Source organism: Corynebacterium sp. (genome assembly GCF_043426755.1).
Classification (GTDB): Bacteria; Actinomycetota; Actinomycetes; order Mycobacteriales; family Mycobacteriaceae; genus Corynebacterium.
In genome coordinates this window covers 1-17,897 of the sequence record NZ_JBHWRP010000073.1, presented here as the reverse complement: position 1 = coordinate 17,897, position 17,897 = coordinate 1, and the positions used below count along the sequence as shown (strand labels likewise).

The window sequence follows — 17,897 nt, the reverse complement described above, 5'->3', positions numbered from 1 at the left end:
ACCTGATAAGTCTACTGAAAGGCCTGCCCTTTCCATGATTAGCATGGGTTTTCCCACAAGCGGCCCCACCGTGGCCGACGTCGGCGAGCTCGGCACTATCGACGCCATCATTGCCGCCGCGCCCTCACGCATCAACGGCGACGACGCGGCGGTGCTGCACCACGCCTCGCCCAACTCGCGCACCGTGGCCACCACCGACATGCTGGTCGAAGGCCGCCACTTCAACCCCGCCTGGACCACGCCGTACCAGGTGGGCCGCAAGGCCATCGTGCAGAACTTCGCCGATATCGAGGCCATGGGCGCACGTCCCCTGGCAGCGTTGTTGGCGATCTCCGCGCCCGAATCCACCCCGCTGGCCGTGATCGAGGGCTTAGCGGAAGGCATCGGGGCGCGCTGTGAGGAATATGCTGCCGAGCTGGTCGGCGGTGACCTCACCGGCGGCGAACAGCTGGTCATCTCTGTTACGGCAATTGGGTCGCTGGGCGGGAACCTGCCGGAGCTGGCCCTGGACCAGGCGCGGCCCGGGCAGCGCGTGGTGGCGCACGGCAGGATCGGATACTCCGGCGCGGGCCTGGCGCTGCTGGCTGCAGGGATTGATGTGCCGGATCAGCTTCACCCGCTGATCCACGCGCACCAGGCCCCGGAGCTCACGCCTGGCCGCGGGGTCATTGCGCGCAGCGCCCGTGCCACCGCCATGACCGATAACTCGGACGGGCTGTGCCATGACTTGGGGATCATCGCGCGCCGCTCCGGGGTGGGAATCAACCTTTCCTCGGTGGCCATCGCACCCGACGCTCTGGTGAAGGAGGCCGGCAAGCTACTCGACGTGGACCCGTGGGAATGGGTCTTGTCCAGCGGCGAGGACCACACGCTGCTGGCCACCACATCCGGCCAGGCGCCCAGCGGTTTCCGCTCCATCGGCCAAGTGGTCAAGGGGCAGGGCGTGACCATCGACAACCGCCCGCCGAAATACGGACAAGGATGGCAAAGCTTCTAATGAAACACACAGAGCTCCCCGTACACCCCTCCTGGCAGCCGGTGCTCGAGCCGGTCGCCGACCAGATCCACCTCATGGGTGACTTCCTGCGCGCCGAGCCTGCCTACCTGCCCGCCGGCCGCGACATCCTGCGCGCCTTCCACGATCCTTTCGACGCCGTCAAGGTGTTGATCGTCGGCCAGGACCCCTACCCGACCCCCGGGCACGCGATGGGGCTTAGCTTTTCCACAGCCCCCGGCGTGCCGGCCCCGCGCAGCCTGGTCAACATCTACAAGGAGCTTTACGACGACCTCGGCGTGGCTCCCAAGGACGACGGGGACCTCACCGCTTGGGCGAACCAGGGCGTGATGCTGCTCAACCGCGTGCTCACCGTGCGCCCCGGCCAGGCCGCCAGCCACCGCGGCAAAGGCTGGGAGGAGGTCACCGCCCACGCCATCGCCGCCCTTGCCGCACGGGACCAGCCACTGGTGGCCATCCTGTGGGGCCGGGACGCCCAGACGGCGCAGCAGTTTTTGGGCAACACCCCGTGCATCACCAGCGCGCACCCCTCGCCGTTGTCGGCGCGCCGCGGCTTCTTCGGGTCGCGCCCTTTTTCGGCGGCGAATGAGGCGCTGGCCCAGCAGGGTGCCGCACCGGTGAACTGGCAACTGTAAGCTAGGGATCCATGTCCTATCCTGTTGAGCTCGATGGTGCCCGCCTGCAGTCGTGGGCGCGACACGCCGCCGAAGAATTGAACCGCCGCCGCGCGGACATCAACGCGCTCAACGTGTTCCCCGTCCCAGACGCCGACACCGGCTCCAACATGGCCTACACCATGGCAGCCGCCGTCGAGAGCGCCCGTGCGCTTAACGACGATGCCCCCGCCCACAAAGTCGCCGAAGCCTTAGCCACGGGTAGCATCCGTGGGGCACGAGGCAACTCTGGTGTGGTGCTGTCACAGGTGCTGCGCGGTCTGGCACATTCGGCAAGCCAGGGCCCGATCGGGGCGGACGCCGTGGCCCAGGCCTTGACCATGGCCGTGGAGTTTGTTGACCGCGCGATCGCCGATCCCGTCGAAGGCACCGTCCTGACCGTTCTGCGCGCCGCAGCAAGCGCTGCCACCGCCGCCACGGCTGACGGCCAGCTTGTCGACGTGGCCCGCACCGCCCACGACGCCGCGTGCACCGCGCTGGCCAACACCCCTTCCCAGCTTGACGTCCTGCGCGAGGCAGGCGTCGTTGATGCGGGCGGCGCCGGCCTGGTCGTGCTTTTGGAGTCCCTGCTGCAAGAAATCACTGGTGAAGCGGTGGAGCGATCGTCGATAAGCAACGAGCCGGTGCGCACCCAGGCCGAACTTGAAGTGATGTTCTACTACCGCGGCGATGTCACGGAGCTGGAGGGCGTGCTGGCGCCGCTGGGCAATTCGCTGGTGGTTGCGCGCGCGAGCGATAGCGAAGCCACGGTGCACATTCATTCGGCCGACGCGGGCCGGCTGATCGAGGCCGCGTTTGCCCACGGCGAGGTCAGCGACCTGCGCCTGGAGATCCTGCCGGAGGGGCCGCGGACGCAAGCGCCTTCGCGGGTGGTGCTGGCGGTGACGCCGCCGGGGTCGCTGTCGGACCTGTACCAGCAGGCCGGGGCGACCGTGGTGGCCCCCGGCGATGCCGTGGTCAGCGATATCCTCTCCGCGATCCGCGCATCCGGGGCCCAGGAAGTGGTGCTGCTGCCCAACGGGTTGCTGTCGAACCGCGCGCTTGTCGCCGTGGAGAAGGCTACGGCCGCGTTTGAGCAGGCCATCATGCTGCTGCCGACGGTGCGCTTGGTCTCCGGCATCGCGGCGCTGGCGGTGCACGACCCGGACCAGCCACTGGCCACGGCCTCGTACACGATGAGTGAGGCGGCAGGCGAGATGCGCACGGCTGTGGTCACGCGCGCCGAACGCGCCGCGCTCACCCAGGCCGGGGCCTGCGCGAAGGGGGACTACCTGGCGCACGCGCACGGTGACATCACAGCCGTGGGCGACACGCTGACCGAAACCGTGGAGACCTGCTGCGCGCGCCTGCTGGAATCCGGTGGGGAACAGGTCACGCTGCTGGTCGGCGAGGGCGCGCTTGACGACGAACACCTCGTTTCCGCCCTTGGCGTGGACGTTGTGGTTTATCCTGCAGATGGACTGACTGTGGAAGCGGAGATCGGGGTGGAATAGACAATGCTGGGGTTTCGGGATTCCCGCCAGCTCGGGGAGGTGCTGCCACTGCCGCAGGCCAGGAAGATTGCGAAGCACCTCGGATACTCGGAGTGCCAGGAATTGCTGGAGCACTACCCGCGGCGCTACCTGCACTACGGCAGCTCGCAGGGCCTGCTCAGCGCGGCCGAGGGCGACGCGATCAGCTTCATGGGCACGATCGTGGACGTGGCGAAGCTCTACCCAAAGGGCAAGTTCCTGCTGAAGATCACGCTTGACGACGGCACCTCCCGCCTCGAAGCGACCTACTTCAACGCGCACTATCTGGACAAGCTTTTGACCGTGGGCACACGCCTGATGGTGACGGGCACCCTGAAGTTTTTCCGCGGCACCCCGCAGCTGTCGCATCCGGACTATGTGCTGCTGGACGGCTCCGGCAAGGCCAGCGGCGCGCTGCTGCAGCTGGGCAAGTTCGGCGACCTCGGCGCGATGCTGGCTGGCCGCGACTTTCTGCCCGTCTACCCGGCGGTGAAAAACGCCAGCACGTGGACGATCATGGGCGCGGTGCACGCCATCTTAGAGTCGATCCCGCCTCTCGACGAGCCACTCGGCGACACCCCCGACGGCTTCATCCCTTTCGACGATGCCCTGCGCCAAGTCCACGAACCGGGTCCCGCCGGCCCGTCCGAGGCCATTCGCCGGCTGAAGTACAACGAGGCCATGTCCATCGCGTTGGTGATGGCGCTGCGTCGTAAAGATTCCACCCAGGACACCGCGCCCGCCCTACCGCGCGTGGAAGGCCGCGACCAGGACGGCATGCTGCGCGGCCTCCCGTTCCCGCTCACGCGCGGCCAGCAGCAGGTCGTCAGCGAGCTTTCCGACGACCTCTCGCGCACCCGCCCCATGATGCGGCTGCTGCAAGGCGAGGTCGGCTCCGGCAAGACGATCGTGGCCTTGCTGTCGATGCTGCAAGCCATCGACAACGGCAAACAGTGCGCCCTGCTGGCCCCCACGGAGGTGCTGGCGATGCAGCACGCCCGCTCCCTCCAGCTCACACTTATGGACGCAGGTGTTCCGGTCCGGGTTGTGGCCTTGACCGGTTCGATGGGTGCGAAGCAGAAACAGGAGGCCCTACTGGCGATCGTCACCGGTGAGGCAGATATCGTCGTCGGCACGCACGCCCTGATCCAAGACTCGGTCGACTTCTTCGACCTGGGCTTCGTCGTCGTCGACGAGCAGCACCGCTTCGGCGTGGAGCAACGCGACCAACTGCGTACCAAAAACGAGCGCTACACTCCGCACATGCTGGTGATGACGGCCACCCCGATCCCGCGCACGATCGCCATGACCGTCTTCGCCGACCTCGAAGTGTCCACCCTGCGCGAGCTGCCCGGCGGTCGCAAACCGATCCAATCCTCCGTCGTGCCCGAATTCCTGCCCAAGTGGGTCGCGCGCGGCTGGGAGAAAATCCGCGAAGAAGTCTACGCCGGCCACCAGGCCTACGTGGTGTGCCCGCGCATCGAAGGCGACGGGGGAGTCCTCGAAGTAGCCACCCACCTGCGCGCCACCGAATTCGCCGGCCTGACCGTCGGCGTGCTCCACGGGCGCATGAAAGGCGAGGACAAAGACGCCATCATGAAGGACTTCGCCGCCGGCGGCATCGACGTGCTCGTGTCCACCACGGTGATCGAGGTGGGCGTCGACGTCCCCAACGCCACCGTCATGCTGATCCGCGAATCCGAGTCCTTCGGCATCTCCCAGCTCCACCAGCTGCGCGGTCGCGTCGGCCGCGGCGGGCACAAGTCCCTCTGCCTCTTCCACACGCTTGCCGACGAACACACGCCCCAGTTCAACCGCGTGGCCGCCGTGGCGGGCACCTCAGACGGTTTCGAACTCGCGGAACTCGACCTGGCGGCCCGCAGCGAAGGCGACGTGCTGGGCACCTCCCAGTCCGGCACCCAACGCCGTCTCCGGTTGCTCAGCCTGAGCAAGGACTACGAGATCATCTACAGGGCAAACACGGATGCAGAGGCCTTCGTCGATAAGCACCCTGAGCGTGCCCGGGCACTCATCGCGGACTTGGAACAGGAAGACCTCGAATACCTGGAAAAGAGCTAGCGGTATACTCTGCTGGCATGAATCGCATCATCGCTGGCGACGCCCGTGGCCGCAAGATCAAAGTCCCACCCGAGGGCACCCGCCCCACCTCCGACCGGGCCCGCGAAGGCCTCTTCTCATCGCTGGACGCGCGCTTCGGCTTCGCCGGCCAAGTGGTGCTGGACCTGTTCGCCGGGTCCGGGGCGCTGGGGCTGGAGGCCGCGTCGCGGGGCGCGGATGAGGTGGTGCTGGTGGACAACGATCCGCGCGCGGTCGCCGTCATTGAATACAACGCCGGGGTCGTCGGCCACCCGAACGTCACGATCGAACCCGTCGCCGCCTCCACCTATGTTGCGCGCGCCCCACGCGAACACTTCTCTATGGTGCTTGCGGACCCGCCGTACGAGCTTGCCGACGAAGCCGTCGCCGAAATGCTCGAAGCGCTGAAACCGCTGCTGGTGGACGGAGCGGCCGTGGTCGTCGAAAGGCACCGCGAATCGCCCGAAACCGCGTGGCCGGAAGGCTATACTCCCACGAGACAGAAGCTGAAGAAGCGTCTCTACGGCATCGCGCGTATGGACATGGCCGTCTACAGCGCCGACGAAAGGACCACCTAGATGACCATCGCCGTCTGCCCCGGATCCTTCGACCCCGTCACCAACGGGCACCTCGACATCTTTGGCCGGGCCGCCCGCAACTTCGACGAGGTGATCGTGCTGGTCACCGGAAACCCGAAGAAAAACACCGGGCTGTTTACTATCGACGAACGCATGGACCTGATCCGTGACGTCACCACCGACATCCCCAATCTGCGCGTTGACAGCTGGGGTGGCCTGCTTGTCGATTACACCACGCAGCACGGCGTCGGCGCCTTGGTCAAGGGCCTGCGATCGTCGCTTGACTATGACTATGAGCTGCCCATGGCCCAGATGAACCGGCGGCTGTCCGGCGTGGAGACCTTTTTCCTGATGACCGACGAAAAATACGGCTACGTCTCCTCGTCGTTATGCAAAGAAGTGGTGCGCTACGGCGGCGACATCAGCGGCCTGGTCCCCGACACGGTCCTTGACGCGATGAAAGCGAAATACGCGTGATCTTGGCCGCAGTGGTTTTCTTAACCGTGCTGGTCGGCGCGTTTCTGCAGCGCGTTTCCGGCATGGGGCTGGGGCTGATCGGCGGGCCCGTGCTGATGATCGCGATGGGGCCTGTCGACGGCATCCTCGTGCTCAACGTGCTGGCCGCCGTCAACGCCGCCATGTCCACCCTGACGGTGTACAAGGATGTGCACTGGCGCAACTTCGCCATCATCTCCGCCGTGCTGGTGCTGGGAGCGGTGCCGGGCGCGTGGCTGATCCGTGCGGTGTCGCCGGATTGGTTGCTGATCGTGGCGGGCGCGTTGCTGCTGATTGCGTTGTCGGTGGTGACGATCGGCAAGCGCCACGTACCGCAGGTGTCCGGCACGGCCCCGATGGCCTTGTCTGGCGTGGTGGCCGGGTTCATGAACACGCTAGCGGGCATCGCGGGCCCGGCGATTACCGTCTACGCGACAGCCGCGCGGTGGCCGCAGCGCATGTACGCCGCCACCCTCCAGCCGATCTTCATGGTCTCCGGGGCGATTTCTTTCGGGATCAAGCTGGTGACCGGCGCCGCAGACCTCTCCGCCGTCAATCCGATCGTGTGGCCCGTCGGCCTAGTCGCCATGGCGGTGGGCATCTTTTTGGGCGTGAAGGTAGCCCCGCACGTCCCACGAGCCCGCGCCTACCAACTGGCACTCGGCTTGGCCGTCTTCGGCGGCGTGGTCGCGCTGGGTCGGGGTCTGGTCGGGCTGATCGCTTAACTACGATGGTGGGGCGGTGATAGTCCTGCTAGTGGGTGATCATTAGCCACCAACCCGCCACCGGGCAGGATCCGATACGCCACCCCGCCACTGGCCCAGTAGAGCTCTTGGTCACCGGCTTTACCATTGTGATACGGGCACAGCAGGCACATATTCGACAACACACTCAACCCACCTTGTGAGTAGGGGATATTGTGGTTGATCTCGCAATACGCCGCCGGCACGCTACACCCTAAACCAGCACAGACTGTCTGATTCGCCTCGAGTAAGGCCCGGTCTTTAGCAGTGCCGTGCCGTGATAAGGCTTTCTCCACTGCTTCCGGCGGGATCGGTGGTTCACCGGCGCGTGCCCGGCGGGCTTGTTCGGCGTCTAACTGGGCCCGGGTGTTGATGGTGTTGTCCCACCCACCCAGTGGGTTGTTGGCGTAGGCCAGGCCGATCGCCCCGTGGGCCGGGGTCAGCCCCACGATCTCGAGTGTGGGGTTGATCTTCTTCGCCAACGCCTGCGTCAAGGTCATGGTGGCCCCAGTGGTGGTGACTACCGTGGGGTCTGATGATTCCCCGTTGAATACCGCAGCCAGGTCGTCGAGCCAGACTAAGACTTTCATGGTGTAGTTCGGCCGGCTAGTACTGGTGGTGGTGCCGTTTAGGAGGTCTCCAAGGGTGGCCACGGCAGCTTCAGCAGTGGTGGTGTCTTCGGTGGTGGCGCGTTCGCGGATCTGGTGTTCAAACTCGCGGATCGTGGCGGCGTCCCCGCGTAGGTTCATCGACGCGTCTCCGGTGCGTGGGTGTGAGGTGACTTTGAAGCTTGGTTCCGGGGTTTCTTCTTTGGTGTCGCGGTTGTAGTGCTCCAACTTCTTGCGGGCATAAGCGTGAAAGCCGTAGTCGGTGCCGTTATAGCGTGTTAGATCGCGGCGGAGTGCCCAGGCTTTGGTGTCGTCGTGAAGTCTGGCGACGACTCGTTCGATAACGTGCAGGCGTTCAAACCCGAGCTTGTTGGTGGTGGCGTTGTCACGGGCGTCGCGTTGCTTGCGACGAGAAGCACACGGCCCGTAGTAGACCGCATAAAGCTTGTGGGTTTTGTCGACAGCTTTGGGTTCCGCACCGGCCCGGATGAGATCGTGGCGCGGTTGCAGGTCGGCCAGCAAGGTCATGGCGCTGGTGCCTGCGTCCCGGAGCATGTCGTTGATGTTCATGGCCCTGACACTAAGACAGCCACAACGCCTAGGGGCGGGGGTAGCGGCGAAATGTCCGAAACCTGTGGAAAACAACATAGTTATCCACAGAAAAATGCCCCCGGACATGCTTTCGAATGTGGACCCCGGCCGTATCCGTTAACGTGAGAAGGTTTAGAAAATGCTGGAGAGGAATTCCTTGGTGCGTTCCTCTCGCGGGTTGTCCAGCACTTCTTCGGGCGTCCCGTACTCGACGATCACGCCGCCGTCCATGAAAGCGACATTATCGGCGACCTCGCGGGCGAAGGCCATCTCATGGGTGACCACCAGCATGGTCATGCCATCGTCGGCAAGCTTGCGCATGACACGAAGGACCTCGCCGACGAGCTCTGGGTCGAGAGCGGAGGTGGGCTCGTCAAAAAGCATCAACTTCGGATCCATCGCGACGGCACGCGCAATCGCGACGCGCTGCTGCTGGCCGCCGGAAAGTTGCGCCGGATACGCCTCGGCCTTGGACGCGAGGCCGACCATGTCGAGCAGCTCCATCGCGCGCTTCTTCGCAGACTCGACGGACTGCCCCTTAACCTGGACGGGGGCTTCGATGATGTTTTCCAGGGCGGTGCGGTGGGAGAAGAGGTTGAAGGACTGGAACACCATGCCGATGTCCGCGCGCTGCTTCGCGGCATCCTTGGCGCTGATCTCGTGCAAGACGCCGTCTTTCTCGCGGTAGCCGATCAGCTCGCCGTCCACGTAGAGGCGGCCGGCGGTGACCTTCTCGAGGTGGTTCACGCAGCGAAGCAGGGTGGACTTGCCGGAGCCGGACGGGCCGACGAGGCAGGTGACGTTGCCGGTGGGCACTTCAAGGTTGATGCCTTTCAGCACGTCCAGGTTGCCGAAGGATTTCCAGACCTGGTCGGCTTTGATCATCGGGGTGGTCATTAGCTGTTCCTTTCGACGATGGACACGTTGCCGGGGACGGTGCCTTCGGCGTCGGCAAGTGCGGCGAGCTGGCGGGCGGTCAGTTCACGCGTGGCGCCCTTTTCGAAGTGCTTCTCCAGGTAGTGCTGGCCGATCATGAGGATCGAGGTGATTGCTAGGTACCACGTCGCGGCGACCAGCAGCATCGGCACAGGTTCGAAGAGGGCGGCTGCGATGTCCATGGAGCGGCCGTAGAGCTCCAGGGAGTAGGGCACTGCGACAACCAGGGAGGACGTCTTCAGTAAGGAGATGAACTCGTTGCCGGTGGGCGGGATGATGATGCGCATCGCCTGGGGCAGCACGGTACGACGCATCGTTTGCCCCCAGCTCATGCCCAAGGCTTTCGACGCTTCTACCTGGCCTTCTGGGACCGATGAGACACCGGAGCGGACGATTTCTGCCATGTAGGCCGCCTCGTTCAGGCCCAAGCCCAGCACCGCGAGCATGAATGCCGACGAGGTCAGGGCCTCCAGGGAAATCTCGGCGAAGCCCAAGTTGATGGATTGGTACAGGGCGCCCAGCAGACCCCAGAACATCAGCTGCACGTAGACGGGGGTACCTCGGAAGATCCACAGGAACACCCAGGCCACCGCCTTGAAGACGGGGTTCTCACTCATCCGCATGACCGCCAGCAGGACACCGCCGACGACACCGATGATCATCGCCAAAATGGTGATCGCGATGGTGTGCAGCGCGGCGACTGCGATGCGGGTATCAAAGAGGTAGGTGAAGTAGGTGTCCCAGCCGTAGGCCTCATTGTTCGCGGCACCAATAACGAACCAGACCACCAACGCAATGATGATGGCTGCCAGCACCCAGCGTCCAGGGTGGCGCAGCGGTTTGGCCTCAATGCGTTCCGGGCGAGTGCGCTCAGTCTGTGAGCTAGTTGTCGAAGCCATAGGTTAGTTTCCCTCCACTGGTTGTTCGTTGATGAGTGCCTCGTCGAGAAGCCCGTCCTCGATGGACCATTGGGCGAGGATGCGTTCGTATTCGCCGGTGTCGATCAAATGCTGCATCGCGGCGGCCATCGCGGGTCCAAGTTCGGAGCCCTTCGGTACGGCGAAACCATAAGGCGCGGCATCAAACATGTCGCCGACCATCTCCATCTTGCCGTCGGAGCGGTTCACAGCCCAGGCGGTGACGGGCGAGTCGGCGGACAGGGCGTCGGCACGTCCGACGAGTACCGCTAGCGCAGCGTTGTCTGACGTGTCATAACTTAAGACCGTGATTGGTTCCTCGCCGGCGTCCAAGCACTCTTGGGCTTTAGGCCGTACGTCATCGGTTTCGGACACGGTGGTGCGCTGCACGGCCACGGTCAGACCACACGGGTTGGCGGGGTCGATGTGGTCGCCGGTCTGCTGTGCCCATTGGATGCCGGCGTAGAGGAAGTTGACGAAGTCATAGTTTTGGCGGCGTTCCTCGTTGTCGGTGAAGCCGGACATGCCCGCGTCGATAGTCCCGGCGTCCACGGCGGGGAGGATCATGGCGAAGTCCTGCTCAACCGGTTCGAATTCTAGGCCCATGACGCTTGCAACGGCGTGGCCCAAGTCCATCTCTACACCGATGATTTTTCCGGTGGAGTCCTTGAACTCGAAGGGGGCGAAGGGAGGGTTGGTGCCGCCGGTCAGTACTCCGTCAGCGGCGACCTCTTCGGGGACCATTGCGGCAATCTCGGGGACTTCGTCGGGAAGCACCTGCTCCCACCCGTCCGGGTTACCGCCCTCGACGTTGGTCACGCACCCGGTGAGCAGGCTGGCGGCGCCGAGTAGCGCCCCCACTGTGACGATCTTTTTCATGCTCACACACCTTACCTGCCAGGTGTCTGAGAATTAGAATGTGGGCCTGCTTAGACGAACTTCATCGCAAAGTGGACGATCGCGCCGATCACCGTGACGCCCACTGCACCGATGAGCCAGTCAATTGCGAAGCGCGAGGAGCCTTCCGCGCTGAGCGTGACATCGCCGGAGGACATCATGTCAGCACCCGAGGAGAGCCATTCGGAGTAGCTGGAGGAGGATTCGGTTCCTGCTGTGGAGGAGCCTTCCGTTGACGAGCCCTCGGAGCTCTGGGAGGATTCCTGGCTGGAGTTCTGCTCCGCGCTCTGGGCCGTTGCCGCCGGTACGGTGGCGGTGGACACGAGTGTTGCTGCCATCGCGGCGACGAGGATTCGTTGAATGCGCTTAGTCATGCAGACAATCTTAATGAGGTCGGTCTTCGGCGACCACGTCAGCCTGCGCTGTGGACTGCTTATAGCGATCAATAAAAATGAACACGGCCACGATCACACCGCCCAGCACCATCATGCCCAGCACCGGGCCAACGTTTGCGGGGGCGTCGCCGGACCACGGCCACAGGGCGCGCAGTGAACCGAGCATGAACCCGGCCATCGTGGCCAAGGTGACGTTGCGGTGCTTGCTCATCAGCCAGCTGAGCACGCGCACGAAGAGGATCAGCCCGACGGCGGCACCGGCGATGAAGACCAGGATGATGTCGATTTCGCGGTTGGAGACAGCCCGGATGATCGGCTCGTAAAGCCCCATCGCCAGCAGCAGGAACGAGCCCGACAGGCCAGGGAGCACCAGCGCGCACACGGCCACGGCCGCCGCGACGAAGATGACGATGAGCGACGGATCGCGCACAGGCTCCGATGTATAGCCCGTGGCAAAGAACGCGACGACTGCACCGACGACGAACAGCGCAGCCAGGCCCCAGTTCGCTTTACGACGATCCATCATGCCAAGCGGAACGATGATGGACACCGCCACCATCCCGAAGAACAAACCATCCGCCAGCTGCGCATAGTCGGTGATGAAAATATGCATCACCGTGGACATACCGAAGACCGCGGTGACCATGCCCACCCCGACAAGAACGAGGAAGAGCCAGTCCACCTCGCGGAACTTGCGACGCATGATCAGGTCTGCGTTGTGCAGTGCCTTTTCGTAGATGCCGACGATCAGGGCGATTGTGCCGCCGGAAATTCCTGGAACCAGCTCGGCTAAGCCGATGAGGAATCCGCGCAGGACGTCGAAGATATAGGAAAACAGGCCCCGCTTGTTGGGTTTGCTGGGGGAGTGGGTGGCCATAAAGGTCTCTTTCGGAAGTGTGTCGATTATCCGGCGATCGATTTTAGCCCACTGGACACCTGTATCGGGATACCGACGTTCCAGCTTTCGTCGACAAGCAAAAACCGCCACCTACCTGCGTAGATGGCGGCTAATTTGTGCCCCTGGTGAGACTCGAACTCACACTGGACGGGTTTTGAATCCGTTGCCTCTGCCAATTGGGCTACAGGGGCGTAGCGAGTTCATACTTTAGCGCACAGCCGGCGCGCACACGAAATCAGGTGCTTGTAGGCGGTCCGGAAGCGTGTCCACGCGTCAGGCTAGACTGGCACGCGTGACTGACAAACGCCTTTTGCTTATCGACGGACACTCCATGGCTTTCCGCGCGTTCTACGCGTTGCCGGCGGAAAATTTCTCCACCACCGGGGGCCAGCACACGAACGCGGTGTACGGCTTCCTGTCCATGCTTGCGAATATTCTTGCCGACGAGAAGCCGACCTACGCGGCTGTCGCTTTCGACGTGGGCCGCAAGACTTTCCGCACCGAGAAGTTCCCGGAGTATAAGGCGCAGCGCGCGGCCAGCCCGGAGGAGTTCAAGGGGCAGGTTCCGCTTATCGACGACATTCTGAAGGATCTGGGCATCACCACGTTGTCGGTGGAAAATTATGAGGCGGACGATATCGTCGCAACGCTGGTGACCCAGGCGAAGGCGGCGGGCGATTTTGAGATACTGATCGTGACCGGTGACCGCGATTACCTGCAGCTGGTCGACGACACCACCACGGTGCTCTATCCCACCCGCGGTGTGTCCACCATGACGCGCTTTACCCCGGAGGCGGTGAAGGAAAAGTACGATCTCACACCGCAGCAATACCCGGACTTCGCGGCTTTGCGCGGGGATCCTTCGGATAACCTGCCCAATATTCCCGGCGTGGGTGAAAAGACCGCCACCAAGTGGATTAACCAGTATGGGGATCTGGAGACGCTGCTTGAGCACGCCGACGAAATTAAGGGCAAGGTGGGCTACAATTTCCGCGAGCGTTTGGACCAGGTGCGTTTGAACCGTGAACTGACGCAGATGGTCACGGACATGGACCTGGCCGTGGGACCTGAGGACCTTGAACTGAAACCGGTGGACGTGGGCACGGTCGCCACGGCTTTCGACGAGCTCGAATTCGGCGTGAACCTGCGCGAACGGGTACTGGCTGCAGTGCCGACGACAGGCGCCACAGAAGCGGCCGAGGAAGAGACTGTCCAGCTTTCCGATGTCGTCATCTCCGACGAACCACTGGACACGTGGTTGGAGCAGCGCGAGGGCCAGGGAATGGCGGTGTTTTTCGTCGGCAAGAGCGAACCGAATGGTGGAGACGCGAGTGCGGTAGGCATCGTCGATAAGCAACGCGAGGGTATCGCGAAGGAGCTGGCTGAGCTCTCACCTGCCGAAGACAAGGCCTTGAAGGCGTGGCTGGAGTCGGAGACGCCGAAGTACCTGCATGAGGCGAAGGCGGCGTTCCACATGTTGGCTGGCCGCGATATTAAATTGAATGGGATCGCGCATGACACGGCGATCGCGGCGTACCTGCTACGGCCGGGCCAGCGCACCTATGAGTTGCGTGACGTGTATCAGCGGCACTTGCAGCGTCAGCTGGGGGAGGCCGGTGATCAGCTCAGCCTGCTGGGAGATACAACGCTGACTGATTCTGCCGCGGCGATCTTGGAGCTGGCGGAGGAGCTGACCACGCAGCTCAAGGCGATCGATAGCTTCGACCTGTACCAGGACTTGGAGCTGCCGCTGGTGTCGATCTTGGCGCGCATGGAGGATACCGGCATCGCAGTGGACATGGACGTGCTCGAAAACCAGCTGAAGACCTTTACGGACCAAGTCGCCCAAGTGGAAGAGGAGGCCCGCAGGCTTGTCGACGAGCCCGACCTGAACCTGTCCAGCCCGAAGCAGCTGTCCGTGGTGCTGTTCGACAAGCTTGACCTGCCGAAAACGAAGAAGACGAAGACGGGTTATTCCACGGCGGCGAAGGAAATTGAGGCGCTGGCGAAGAAGAATCCGCACCCGTTCCTGGATCACCTTCTGGCGCACCGCGAGTACCAGAAGATGAAATCCACGCTGGAAGGCCTGATCAAGACCGTGCAGGACGATGGGCGGATCCACACCACGTTCAACCAGACCGTGACGTCGACCGGGCGCCTGAGCTCCGCGGACCCGAACCTGCAGAATATTCCGGTGCGTACCGAAGCCGGCCGCAAGATTCGCTCCTCCTTCGTGGTAGGCGAGGGCTATGAGACCCTGCTGACAGCCGACTATTCGCAGATCGAGATGCGTGTGATGGCGCACCTCTCGCAAGATCCAGGCCTGATCGAGGCGTACAAGGACGGTGAGGACCTACACAACTATGTTGGCTCCAAGGTCTTCGATGTGCCTATCGACGAAGTCACTGCCGAACTACGCCGTCGTGTGAAGGCCATGAGCTACGGCCTTGTCTACGGGCTGAGCGCGTTCGGCCTGTCCGGCCAGCTAGACATCAGCCCCGGTGAGGCCAAGCAGATCATGGAGAGTTATTTCGACCGCTTCGGTGGTGTGAAGCGCTATCTCGACGAGGTCGTGGAGCAGGCTCGCCGCGACGGCTACACGTCGACTGTCTTTGGGCGTCGCCGCTACCTCCCTGAGCTGACCAGCGATAACCGCGTGGCCCGCGAGAATGCGGAGCGCGCAGCGTTGAACGCGCCGATTCAGGGTACGGCTGCTGACATCATCAAGGTCGCGATGATCCGTGTCGATGCCGCACTGCGGGAAGCCGGGCACAAGTCGCGCGTCCTGCTCCAGGTTCACGACGAACTGGTCGTGGAGATCGCCTCCGGCGAGCTTGAGGAGGTCCGCTCCATCATCGAGACCGAAATGGACGGTGCGATCACCCTGCGCGTGCCACTCGAGGTGTCTGCCGGCGCGGGGAAGAACTGGGATGAAGCCGCGCACTAAAGCACGCGCCCGCCTGCTGGCCCAAGGATTGATCGGGCCGGGGTGGAGCACACCGGCAGAAGTGGTGTCGGCTTTTGGCCTGATGCAGGGCCAGGAGCCCACGGTCTTTTCGTCGATAAGCCTGCGCAGCGGCGGGACGATCGACGACGTACGCGGGGCGCTTGCGCGAGGAGAGATCGTCCGCGGATACCCCATGCGTGGCACGGTCTTTGCCGCGCGTGCCGACGAGCTGCGCTGGCTGACCGAACTGCTGGCAAAACCGGGTGCGGAGCGTGCGCGTTCTTCGGTGCTCAATGCTGGCGGCACCGACTCGGATATTGCGCAGATCCGTGATCGCGTTCTTGCGGAAGGCCCGGTCACCAACGCTGAGTTCAAGCAGATTGTCGCGGAGGTTGCCCCTGAGGCTTCGCCGCGCCTGACCTACCGTGTGCGCTACCTCCTGATGGTGGAGTCAACGCTCGCGTACCTTGGTCCGGATCAAAGGATCGGCCCTACGCCCGATGGTGGAAGCCTCGAGGAGGTGTTCAACGGCGACCGCCAGGCCGCGGCCACGCAGATTATCTCCCGCTATATCCGTGCCCACGGTCCCGTGACCTTCGAGGACGTGCGCTGGTGGTCAAAGCTGCCGGTGGCGGAGATTCGTGTCGCGCTGGCGCAGCTTCCCGACGACATCGTGCGTGACGACGACTACTTCTACCGAAGCGGACTTGTGGAGGAGCTTGCCGAACTCTCACCGTCGCGTGTACGCCAACCCCATTTGCTGCCTGCTTTTGACGAGTACATCTTGGGCTACCAGGATCGTTTATTTGCCATGAACCGGGAGACTCACGAACAGCTTGTGCCTGGGAACATGGGGGTGTTTCGCAAGCCCGTCGTGGTGGATGGGATCGTGCGGGCCGCTTGGCGGCGGGTTGGCGGGAAGCTGGTCACCGACGAGTACACCCGCATCCCCGCCTATGCGTGGCCGGGCGTGCGCCGTAAGTTCCGCGAGGATCCTTTCTTCTAATTGTCTTTGTAGGACGCGCAGCGGGTGACGAAGATCGCGGTACCGGGGAAAATGCGGCCACGTTCTGGGGACCACTGGCCCCAGTTCTCGGTGAGGGTGTCGGGCCATTCGGGTTCGATCACGTCCATGAGTTCGAAGCCCGCCGTGCGGATGGCGCGTACCCAGTCGCCGAAAGTGCGGTGATACTCGGCATACGTGAGCTGGCCGTGTTCGTCGTATTCCTCGTATTCGCGTGCGAAATAGGGGATCTCGGCGGTGAAAGAGGTGGGATCGTCGGGAAAGACCCAGCGCATCGGGTGGTTGACGGAGAAGATGAAGCGGCCATCGTCGTGAAGCACGCGTCGAATTTCTCGTAGCGCGGCGACCGCATCGCGGACGAAAGGGAGGGCGCCGAAGGCGGAAAATGCGACATCAAAGGCGGCCGTGCGGTAGGGAAGTGCCAACACGTCGCCCTGTACCAGTGGAGTATTTGGGTCCGCGTGAGCGAGCATGCCGGCGGAGATTTCGAATCCGGTTACAGTCGCGGTGGGGTATTCGTCGATAAGCCAGGAAGAACAGGGCGCTGATCCGCAGCCGACCTCCACGACGCGCTTGCCTGCGAGATCGCCGAGGAGGTGGGCGTCAGCTTCGGCCAACATCTCCGGGCACCAGTAGAATCCGTCCAAATAGGCGGGGTGCTCGCGGTGATAGCGGGTGGCATCTTCGTCCCAGTAGGTGCGGTTTGCGTGTGAGGGGGTATTCACTATGGGATCTGCTTCCAAATCATTTGCTCTAGCTGCACAAACAGACTAGTGTTGTGTGGGCGTGTCTGTGTTTCAGGGCGTGTTAGGCGGTAATAGGAGCGCCTATGCGTCCCGAAATGAGATCGAAAGCCCAGCTTAGCAGCTGGTTTTTGAGAGATACGTTTCTGTCCATTTTCGACCTCCTATCCGTTTCGGAGCAACTTAATTAATGTCCACTTCTAACACCCCTCAGGTAGCCATCAACGACATCGGCACTGCTGAGGATTTTCTCGCTGCAGTTGACGAGACCATCAAGTACTTCAATGATGGCGACATCGTCTCTGGCAGCGTCGTCAAGGTCGACCACGACGAGGTCCTCCTTGACATCGGCTACAAGACCGAAGGTGTCATCCCGACTCGCGAGCTGTCCATCAAGCACGACGTCGACCCAGACGAGGTTGTCGAAGTCGGCGACGAGATCGACGCACTTGTCCTCACCAAGGAGGACAAGGAAGGCCGTCTGATCCTGTCCAAGAAGCGTGCACAGTACGAGCGTGCATGGGGCACCATCGAGGAACTGCAGAACAACGACGAGCCAGTTACCGGTACCGTCATCGAGGTCGTCAAGGGCGGCCTGATCATGGACATCGGCCTGCGTGGCTTCCTGCCTGCATCCCTCGTCGAAATGCGTCGCGTCCGCGACCTGGAGCCATACATCGGCCAGGAGCTGGAAGCGAAGATCATCGAGCTGGATAAGCACCGCAACAACGTTGTGCTGTCCCGCCGTGCATACCTGGAAGAGACCCAGTCCGCGGTCCGCTCCGAGTTCCTGCACCAGCTGCAGAAGGGCCAGGTCCGCAAGGGCGT

Annotated in this window: 17 protein-coding genes and 1 tRNA gene; 10 read left to right on the top strand and 8 right to left on the bottom strand. The window is 63.2% G+C overall.

The window, feature by feature from the left end; all coding sequences use genetic code 11:
• The first annotated feature begins 34 nt into the window (after positions 1 to 34).
• Genes ACHFGA_RS07175 through ACHFGA_RS07145 form a run of 7 tightly spaced genes read left to right on the top strand, consistent with a single transcriptional unit; the run spans position 35 to position 7,095 of the window.
• Entirely contained in the window at positions 35 to 997 is a 963-nt protein-coding gene (locus tag ACHFGA_RS07175) for a thiamine-phosphate kinase (protein ID WP_394281724.1), read from the top strand.
• The gene (locus ACHFGA_RS07170) at positions 997 to 1,650 is read left to right on the top strand and encodes a uracil-DNA glycosylase (RefSeq protein WP_394281723.1); all 654 of its coding nucleotides are present in this window, start codon (positions 997 to 999) and stop codon (positions 1,648 to 1,650) included. The genes ACHFGA_RS07175 and ACHFGA_RS07170 overlap by 1 nt, the downstream gene beginning before the upstream one ends.
• 11 nt (positions 1,651 to 1,661) lie before the next feature.
• Entirely contained in the window at positions 1,662 to 3,182 is a 1,521-nt protein-coding gene (locus tag ACHFGA_RS07165) for a DAK2 domain-containing protein (protein WP_394281722.1), read from the top strand.
• 3 nt (positions 3,183 to 3,185) lie between these two features.
• Positions 3,186 to 5,279, top strand: coding sequence for an ATP-dependent DNA helicase RecG (locus ACHFGA_RS07160; protein WP_394281721.1), 2,094 nt, complete (start codon positions 3,186 to 3,188; stop codon positions 5,277 to 5,279).
• A gap of 17 nt (positions 5,280 to 5,296) precedes the next feature.
• On the top strand, positions 5,297 to 5,875 hold the full coding sequence (locus tag ACHFGA_RS07155; RefSeq protein ID WP_394281720.1) for an RsmD family RNA methyltransferase: 579 nt from the start codon (positions 5,297 to 5,299) through the stop codon (positions 5,873 to 5,875).
• Complete coding sequence (gene coaD, locus ACHFGA_RS07150; protein WP_394281719.1) at positions 5,876 to 6,352, top strand: pantetheine-phosphate adenylyltransferase; 477 nt, start codon at positions 5,876 to 5,878, stop codon at positions 6,350 to 6,352.
• Positions 6,349 to 7,095, top strand: a complete 747-nt coding sequence (locus ACHFGA_RS07145; protein ID WP_394281718.1) for a TSUP family transporter — start codon at positions 6,349 to 6,351, stop codon at positions 7,093 to 7,095. The genes coaD and ACHFGA_RS07145 overlap by 4 nt, the downstream gene beginning before the upstream one ends.
• Here ACHFGA_RS07145 and ACHFGA_RS07140 read toward each other — a convergent pair.
• The 7 genes from ACHFGA_RS07140 to ACHFGA_RS07110 form a co-directional block, all read right to left on the bottom strand.
• Positions 7,092 to 8,291 carry an HNH endonuclease signature motif containing protein gene (locus ACHFGA_RS07140; RefSeq protein WP_394281717.1) on the bottom strand — a complete coding sequence of 400 codons (1,200 nt, stop codon included), beginning with the start codon at positions 8,289 to 8,291 and terminating at the stop codon, positions 7,092 to 7,094. The genes ACHFGA_RS07145 and ACHFGA_RS07140 overlap by 4 nt on opposite strands.
• Before the next feature lie 153 nt (positions 8,292 to 8,444).
• Positions 8,445 to 9,209, bottom strand: coding sequence for an amino acid ABC transporter ATP-binding protein (locus ACHFGA_RS07135; RefSeq protein ID WP_394281716.1), 765 nt, complete (start codon positions 9,207 to 9,209; stop codon positions 8,445 to 8,447).
• Entirely contained in the window at positions 9,209 to 10,147 is a 939-nt protein-coding gene (locus ACHFGA_RS07130) for an amino acid ABC transporter permease (RefSeq protein ID WP_394281715.1), read from the bottom strand. Before ACHFGA_RS07130 ends, ACHFGA_RS07135 begins: the two co-directional genes overlap by 1 nt.
• Positions 10,148 to 10,150: 3 nt before the next feature.
• Entirely contained in the window at positions 10,151 to 11,044 is an 894-nt protein-coding gene (locus ACHFGA_RS07125) for an ABC transporter substrate-binding protein (RefSeq protein WP_394281714.1), read from the bottom strand.
• A 50-nt stretch (positions 11,045 to 11,094) separates the two neighbouring features.
• Positions 11,095 to 11,436: a hypothetical protein gene (locus ACHFGA_RS07120; RefSeq protein ID WP_394281713.1), complete on the bottom strand. Its 342-nt coding sequence runs from the start codon at positions 11,434 to 11,436 to the stop codon at positions 11,095 to 11,097.
• Between the two features lie 10 nt (positions 11,437 to 11,446).
• Complete coding sequence (locus tag ACHFGA_RS07115; RefSeq protein ID WP_394281712.1) at positions 11,447 to 12,334, bottom strand: DUF368 domain-containing protein; 888 nt, start codon at positions 12,332 to 12,334, stop codon at positions 11,447 to 11,449.
• A gap of 138 nt (positions 12,335 to 12,472) precedes the next feature.
• A tRNA-Leu gene (locus tag ACHFGA_RS07110) sits at positions 12,473 to 12,546 on the bottom strand.
• Between the two features lie 101 nt (positions 12,547 to 12,647).
• Between ACHFGA_RS07110 and polA the strand changes: the two genes are divergently transcribed.
• Together polA and ACHFGA_RS07100 are read left to right on the top strand one after the other, a co-directional pair.
• Positions 12,648 to 15,302 carry a DNA polymerase I gene (polA, locus tag ACHFGA_RS07105; RefSeq protein WP_394281711.1) on the top strand — a complete coding sequence of 885 codons (2,655 nt, stop codon included), beginning with the start codon at positions 12,648 to 12,650 and terminating at the stop codon, positions 15,300 to 15,302.
• Positions 15,286 to 16,308: a winged helix DNA-binding domain-containing protein gene (locus tag ACHFGA_RS07100; RefSeq protein ID WP_394281710.1), complete on the top strand. Its 1,023-nt coding sequence runs from the start codon at positions 15,286 to 15,288 to the stop codon at positions 16,306 to 16,308. The genes polA and ACHFGA_RS07100 overlap by 17 nt, the downstream gene beginning before the upstream one ends.
• Here the strand turns inward: ACHFGA_RS07100 and ACHFGA_RS07095 are convergent.
• Positions 16,305 to 17,051: a methyltransferase domain-containing protein gene (locus tag ACHFGA_RS07095; RefSeq protein WP_394281709.1), complete on the bottom strand. Its 747-nt coding sequence runs from the start codon at positions 17,049 to 17,051 to the stop codon at positions 16,305 to 16,307. The genes ACHFGA_RS07100 and ACHFGA_RS07095 overlap by 4 nt on opposite strands.
• Positions 17,052 to 17,259: 208 nt before the next feature.
• Between ACHFGA_RS07095 and ACHFGA_RS07090 the strand changes: the two genes are divergently transcribed.
• Positions 17,260 to 17,897 (top strand): S1 RNA-binding domain-containing protein (locus tag ACHFGA_RS07090; protein WP_394281708.1); only part of this gene is annotated, 638 nt, incomplete at its 3' end.